This window comes from Streptomyces sp. NPDC027663 (assembly GCF_055566415.1).
In genome coordinates this window covers 146,860-153,563 of record NZ_JBVHSK010000018.1, presented here as the reverse complement: position 1 = coordinate 153,563, position 6,704 = coordinate 146,860, and the positions used below count along the sequence as shown (strand labels likewise).

The 6,704-nt window shown below is 67.9% G+C and carries 6 protein-coding genes and 1 rRNA gene; all 7 read left to right on the top strand.

Annotation, left to right across the window (positions count from 1 at the left end; translation table 11 throughout):
- A 5S ribosomal RNA gene (rrf, locus tag ACZ4SF_RS33395) occupies positions 1–95 on the top strand; the annotation flags it as partial.
- A gap of 107 nt (positions 96–202) precedes the next feature.
- Entirely contained in the window at positions 203–811 is a 609-nt protein-coding gene (locus ACZ4SF_RS33390; protein WP_468392030.1) for a CDP-alcohol phosphatidyltransferase family protein, read from the top strand.
- Between the two features lie 116 nt (positions 812–927).
- Positions 928–3,423 carry a sugar phosphate nucleotidyltransferase gene (locus ACZ4SF_RS33385; RefSeq protein ID WP_468392028.1) on the top strand — a complete coding sequence of 832 codons (2,496 nt, stop codon included), beginning with the start codon at positions 928–930 and terminating at the stop codon, positions 3,421–3,423.
- A gap of 122 nt (positions 3,424–3,545) precedes the next feature.
- A complete protein-coding gene (locus ACZ4SF_RS33380) occupies positions 3,546–4,472 on the top strand; it encodes a DUF881 domain-containing protein (RefSeq protein ID WP_468392026.1) in 927 nt (308 codons plus the stop codon).
- Positions 4,469–4,801, top strand: coding sequence for a small basic family protein (locus ACZ4SF_RS33375; RefSeq protein WP_003988855.1), 333 nt, complete (start codon positions 4,469–4,471; stop codon positions 4,799–4,801). The genes ACZ4SF_RS33380 and ACZ4SF_RS33375 overlap by 4 nt, the downstream gene beginning before the upstream one ends.
- Positions 4,802–4,805: 4 nt before the next feature.
- Complete coding sequence (locus ACZ4SF_RS33370) at positions 4,806–5,681, top strand: DUF881 domain-containing protein (RefSeq protein WP_468392024.1); 876 nt, start codon at positions 4,806–4,808, stop codon at positions 5,679–5,681.
- A 190-nt stretch (positions 5,682–5,871) separates the two neighbouring features.
- Positions 5,872–6,702 (top strand): FHA domain-containing protein, encoded by an 831-nt coding sequence (locus ACZ4SF_RS33365; protein ID WP_468392022.1) that lies wholly within the window; start codon positions 5,872–5,874, stop codon positions 6,700–6,702.
- Positions 6,703–6,704 lie beyond the last annotated feature (2 nt).

Here is a 6,704-nt window from a genome sequence, read left to right as displayed (position 1 = left end):
AAACGCCCGGTTACATTCCGAACCCGGAAGCTAAGCCTCACAGCGCCGATGGTACTGCAGGGGGGACCCTGTGGGAGAGTAGGACGCCGCCGAACTCCTTTTACAGCTCCGGCTCTTGGGCACTGCCCAGGGGTCGGAGCTTTTTTGCGTTGAGGTAGGGTCAAGGAGCATCGTTGGCTCATTTCGCACAGGAGGCCCCCGGGTGGAGGTCCAGGAGACCCGTGTCCAGACAGACCGGGTCCTCACCATCCCCAACATCCTCAGTATGGCGCGGCTCGTCGGCGTACCCCTGTTCCTGTGGTTGATCCTCAGGCCGGAGTTCGGCGGCCCCCAGAGCGATGGCTGGGCCCTCCTCATCCTGGCGTTGAGCGGGGTCAGTGACTATCTCGACGGCAAGCTCGCCCGGCGCTGGAATCAGATCAGCAGCCTCGGCCGGCTTCTCGACCCCGCCGCCGACCGGCTGTACATCCTTTCCACGCTGGTCGGCCTCACCTGGCGGGAGATCCTCCCGCTCTGGCTGACCGGCCTGCTCCTGGCGCGAGAGCTGGTTCTCCTGGTGATGGTGGGTATCCTCCGCCGGCACGGGTACCCGCCGCCTCAGGTGAACTTCCTCGGCAAGGCGGCAACCTTCAACCTGATGTACGCCTTCCCGCTCCTGCTGCTCAGTGACGGCAGCGATTGGATCGCGTCGCTCGCCGCCGTCTTCGGATGGGCGTTCGCCGGGTGGGGTACAACCCTCTACTGGTGGGCAGGAGTGCTTTACGTGGTACAGGTCCGCCGATTGGTTCGGGCGGACGCCATGGCCGATTGAGCTCGGCGATTGTCCGTGCCCTCAACTCCTCGATGGCCCGTGGTGGAAAAGTGCGGGACAATCTGGACGGGTGAAGTCGGCTAGACCGTCGTCTCTTGGAGGAGGACGCTTCCGACATGAAGGCCGTCGTGATGGCCGGTGGCGAAGGCACGCGCCTGCGCCCCATGACCTCTAGCATGCCCAAGCCGCTCCTGCCCGTGGTGAACCGCCCGATCATGGAGCACGTGCTACGGCTGCTGAAAAGGCACGGGCTCACCGAGACCGTTGTCACCGTGCAGTTCCTGGCATCGCTCGTCAAGAACTACTTCGGTGACGGCGAAGAGCTCGGCATGGAGCTCACCTATGCCAATGAGGAGAAGCCACTCGGTACCGCCGGAAGCGTCAAGAACGCCGAGGAGGCGTTGAAGGACGATGCCTTCCTTGTGATCTCCGGCGATGCGCTGACCGACTTCGACCTCACCGATCTGATCAATTTCCACAAGGAGAAGGGCGCGCTGGTCACGGTCTGTCTGACCCGTGTGCCCAATCCCCTGGAGTTCGGCATCACCATCGTCGACGAAGAAGGAAAGGTCGAACGCTTCCTGGAGAAGCCGACCTGGGGGCAGGTCTTCTCGGACACGGTCAACACGGGCATCTATGTCATGGAGCCCGAGGTCTTCAACTACGTCGAGGCCGACGTTCCGGTCGACTGGTCCGGTGATGTCTTCCCGCAGCTGATGAAGGAAGGCAAGCCGATCTACGGCTATGTCGCCGAGGGCTACTGGGAGGACGTCGGCACGCACGAGAGCTATGTGAAGGCCCAGGCCGATGTTCTCGAAGGCAAGGTCAACGTCGACATCGACGGCTTCGAGATCTCGCCGGGGGTCTGGGTCGCCGAGGGCGCCGAAGTGCACCCCGACGCCGTGCTGCGCGGGCCGCTGTACATCGGCGACTACGCGAAGGTGGAGGCCGGCGCGGAGATCCGCGAGCACACGGTCGTCGGATCGAACGTCGTCGTGAAGGGCGGCGCCTTCCTGCACAGGGCCGTCGTGCACGACAACGTGTACATCGGGCAGCACAGCAATCTGCGCGGCTGCGTCGTCGGCAAGAACACCGACATCATGCGCGCCGCCCGGATCGAGGACGGCGCCGTCATCGGTGACGAGTGCCTGATCGGTGAAGAATCGATCGTTCAGGGCAACGTCCGTGTGTACCCGTTCAAGACCATCGAGGCCGGCGCTTTCGTCAACACCTCAGTGATCTGGGAGTCCAGGGGCCAGGCCAATCTGTTCGGCGCCCGTGGTGTCTCCGGCATCCTGAACGTGGAGATCACGCCTGAACTGGCGGTGCGGCTCGCCGGGGCCTACGCGACGACCCTGAAGAAGGGCTCCACCGTCACCACCGCCCGCGACCACTCCAGAGGTGCGCGCGCGCTCAAGCGTGCGGTGATCTCCGCGCTCCAGGCGAGCGCCATCGACGTACGCGACCTGGAGAACGTACCGCTGCCCGTGGCCCGGCAGCAGACCGCGCGCGGCAGCGCCGGCGGCATCATGATCCGTACCTCGCCCGGTGTCCCGGACTCGGTCGACATCATGTTCTTCGACGGGCAGGGCGCGGACCTGTCGCAGGGCAGCCAGCGGAAGCTGGACCGGGTGTTCGCGCGGCAGGAGTACCGGCGGGCGTTCCCCGGCGAGATCGGCGACCTGTACTTCCCGGCGAGCGTCTTCGACTCGTACACAGGATCGCTGCTGCGGAACGTCGACACGACGGGAATAGCGGAAGCCGGTCTCAAGGTGGTCGTGGACGCCTCGAACGGCAGTGCCGGTCTCGTGCTGCCCAGCCTGCTGGGCAAGCTCGGGGTGGACTCGCTGACCATCAACCCCGGTCTCGACGAGTCCAGGCCCACGGAGACGGCCGAGATGCGGCGGAACGGGCTGGTGCGGCTCGGGGAGATCGTGGCCTCCTCCGGTGCCGCGTTCGGCGTGCGGTTCGACCCCGTCGGCGAGCGGCTGTCGCTCGTGGACGAGAAGGGCCGGATCATCGAGGACGACCGGGCGCTGCTGGTGATGCTGGATCTGGTGGCCGCCGAGCGGCGCAGCGGGCGCGTGGCGCTGCCGGTGACCACGACCCGGATCGCCGAACAGGTGGCCGCGTACCACGGTACCCAGGTCGAGTGGACCACCACCTCGCCCGACGACCTCACGCGCGTGGGGCGCGAGGAGGGCACCATCTTCGGTGGTGACGGCAAGGGCGGCTTCATCGTCCCGGAGTTCAGCGGGGTCTACGACGGCACGGCGGCCTTCGTACGGCTCATCGGGCTGGTGGCCCGCACGCAGCTCACGCTGAGCCAGATCGACGCCCGCATCCCGCGCGCCCATGTCCTCAAGCGGGACCTGGCGACTCCCTGGGCCGTCAAGGGCCTGGTGATGCGGCGGGTGGTCGAGGCCGCGGGAGATCGATTTGTCGACACGACCGACGGGGTGCGGGTCGTGGAGACCGATGGGCGCTGGGTGATGGTGCTGCCCGACCCCGCCGAGGCGGTCACGCATCTGTGGGCAGAGGGGCCTGACGACGCATCCGCGCAGGCCCTGCTGGACGAGTGGTCGGCGGTCGTGGACAGCGCCGGCCGGTAACATCCGGCGGCTCGGAACGGCAAAAGCCGCTGCACGCGTGCGTGCCGGACAAGTGTCCCCCAAGGGGGCCTGTCCGGCACGCCGGTGGGGCCGTTCGGAGGTAGTGCTCGCGACATGCGACGATGTGCGGCATGCCGCAGCAACCCCCCGTTCGGAGCAGCCCCGCGCGGCCGCAGCGCCCGGACGCCTCCATGTCGTTGATCACCAACGTCATGGACCACAGCCTCGACGACGGGTACGCCGAGGCCGCCGCCCGGAAGAAGGCCCGGGGTGAGGGCGGTCTGCCGAAGACGCTCCGGGCGAAGCTGGGCCTGGCCGCAGGTCTCGTGCTCGCGGCGCTGGTGGTGACCGTCGGAGCGGCGCAGGCACGGGTGGCGGCGCCCGTCGTGGCCAAGGAGCGCCAGGAGCTGATCGACCGCATCGACGGCGAGACCGAGGACGCGGACAAGCTCGAGGGTACGGTCGACGAACTGCGCGACGACGTCGGCGCGCGCCAGCGGGCGGCCCTGAAGGCCAGCGGTGGCGGTGCCGAGGCGGACCTCGTGGGCCTGCTGTCGGGGGCCACCGCGGTGCACGGTCCCGGGGTGAAGCTCGTCGTGAACGACGCCAAGGAGGCCGGCGGCGGGGGTGGCGGCGGCCATCCGCGGGAGACCTCGGGGTTCTCCGACACCGGCCGGGTGCGTGACCGGGACATGCAGCGCGTGGTCAACGGGCTGTGGGCCTCGGGGGCCGAGGCGGTCTCCATCAACGGGCAGCGGCTGACCGCCCTGTCCGCGATCAGGGCCGCGGGTGACGCCATACTGGTCGACAACAGGCCACTGGTGCCGCCGTACACCGTGCTGGCGGTGGGCGACGGGGAGAGGCTGAGCACCAGGTTCCAGAACAGTGCCGACGGCCTGTATCTGCATGCTCTGGAAGAGAACTACGGCATCCGCGCCACCATCTCCGTGGAGGGCGACGTCCGGCTGCCCGCCGCACCCAGTGTGATCGTACGTACAGCACAGCCGAGCACTGAGAAGACCGAGAAGACTGAGAAGGGCACATCGTGATCGCCGTACTGGGCCTCGTCGTGGGAGTCGTGGCCGGCCTGTTGGTCCGGCCCGAGGTTCCGGCGGTCGTCGAGCCTTATCTGCCGATCGCCGTCGTCGCGGCGCTGGACGCCGTCTTCGGCGGTCTGCGTGCCATGCTGGACGGCATCTTCGACGACAAGGTCTTCGTGGTGTCGTTCCTGTCCAACGTGGTCGTGGCCGCGCTGATCGTCTTCCTGGGCGACAAGTTGGGCGTGGGCGCACAGCTGTCCACGGGTGTCGTCGTCGTCCTGGGCATCCGCATCTTCTCCAACGCCGCGGCGATCCGACGGCACGTCTTCCGGGCGTGACACCATGAGCGAGCAGAACGACCGCAACGGCCGGACCGACCAGCCCGAGAACCGGACCGACCAGCCCGAGAACAGGCTGCGCAGGGAACTGCCGGCCGAGGTGTCCCCGCCCGCGCCGGAAGCCGGGCAGACGGCCGGGGAGCAGGTCCAGCCGCCGCTGACCGGCCGGCAGCGGCTGGTCCAGGGCCTGTGGCCGCCCCGCTTCACGCGGGCCCAACTCATCGTCGCGCTGCTGCTGTTCGGCCTGGGCTTCGGCCTGGCCGTACAGGTGGCGTCCAACAGCGACACGGACAGTGCGCTGCGCGGCGCACGTCAGGAAGATCTTGTGCGCATCCTCGATGAACTGGATTCGCGAACTCAGCGTCTTGAGGACGAGAAGCAGGGACTCGAAAAGCAGCGTCAGGAGTTGCAGAGCAGCTCCGACCAAGCCGCGGAGGCGCGCAAGCAGACTGCCGAGAAGGAGAAGCAACTCGGCATCCTGGCGGGCACCGTGGGAGCGCAGGGTCCCGGCATCACCATGACGATCGAGGACACGAAGGGGACGGTCCAGGCGGACATGCTGCTCGACGCGATCCAGGAGTTGCGCGCGGCCGGCGCCGAGGCGATCCAGGTCAATGGGGTCCGGGTGGTGGCAGGCACCTACTTCACCGGCTCCGGCAAGTCTGTGAGCGTCGACGGGAACAAGATCAACGCCCCCTTTCGTTTCAAGGTCATCGGCAAGCCGCAGGACCTCGAACCGGCGCTGAACATCCCAGGAGGCGTGGTGCAGACCTTGGAGAAGGAGCAGGCCACGGTGGCCGTGGAGCGGTCGGACAAGATCGTCGTGGACGCCTTGCGACAGGCGAAGCGGCCTGACTACGCTCGGTCGTCCTCCCGGTGAACCGGCGGTGCATGGGGCCCGTCCGGCAGGGGCATGAGGTTGCGGGGGGTCGGCGCACCGAAGGGGTGGTGCGTGGTGGAAACTGTCTGGTGCATACGGACGTTGTGAGAGTGTCCGGCTCGGCCGGTGTAGGCAATCAGGGTTCGTCCTGCCCCACGGGCGGGTCTGTTTCGGTCAAGGGGAATCGCCCGTGAAGTTGTTTGCGAAGTTGTTCGGCAAGAGCGCGCGAGAGGGTAGCGACAACGCGACCGCTCGCCATCGCGCACAGCCTGACGCGGAGGGCCAGCGCCCGCTGTTCCGGGACCAGGTCGCTGGTCCGGGCGGTGACATTTCCGGTGGTCAGGGCGCGGCGTCTGTTGACCCTGCCCAGTCCGGAGGCATAGGTTTCGGGCAACCGTCAACCTCAGGTACGGGTGGAGGGTTTGCCTCCGGTCCGTACGCGTTCAACGCCCCGGCGGGGCAGCCGCGGCAGGAGGATCCGTCCATGTCGGTCCTGGTGTGTACGAGGTGCGGTAACCGGAATGCGGAGAGCGCCCGGTTCTGCTCCAACTGCGGGGCGCCGCTGCGCCCCGGGGTGGCGCCCGAGCGGGCCTCCGAGACGACGTCCACGATCTCGATCTCCGGCCTCGAGGCCTACGACTCCGAGGTCACCGGGCAGACGCAGATGCCGATGCTGTCGCCGGAGGCGCAGGCCGCGGTGGACGCGCTGCCGATGGGCTCGGCGCTGCTGGTGGTGCGCCGCGGGCCGAACTCGGGCAGCCGCTTCCTGCTGGACAGCGACCTGACCACGGCCGGCCGTCACCCGCAGAGCGACATCTTCCTGGACGACGTGACGGTCTCCCGGCGGCACGTGGAGTTCCGGCGCTCCCCGGACGGCTCCTTCACGGTGGCCGACGTGGGCAGCCTGAACGGCACGTACGTCAACCGCGAGCGCATCGATCAGGTCGCCCTGGCGAACGGTGACGAGGTGCAGATCGGTAAGTACCGGCTGGTGTTCTACGCCAGCCGGCAGGGCATCTGACC

Excerpts from the sequence above, each read along its gene's own strand:
- ACZ4SF_RS33370 (WP_468392024.1), top strand. The coding sequence starts at position 4,806 with ATGAGCGAGCAGAACGACCGCAACGGCCGGACCGACCAGCCCGAGAAC.
- ACZ4SF_RS33385 (WP_468392028.1), top strand. The coding sequence starts at position 928 with ATGAAGGCCGTCGTGATGGCCGGTGGCGAAGGCACGCGCCTGCGCCCC.
- ACZ4SF_RS33380 (WP_468392026.1), top strand. The coding sequence starts at position 3,546 with ATGTGCGGCATGCCGCAGCAACCCCCCGTTCGGAGCAGCCCCGCGCGG.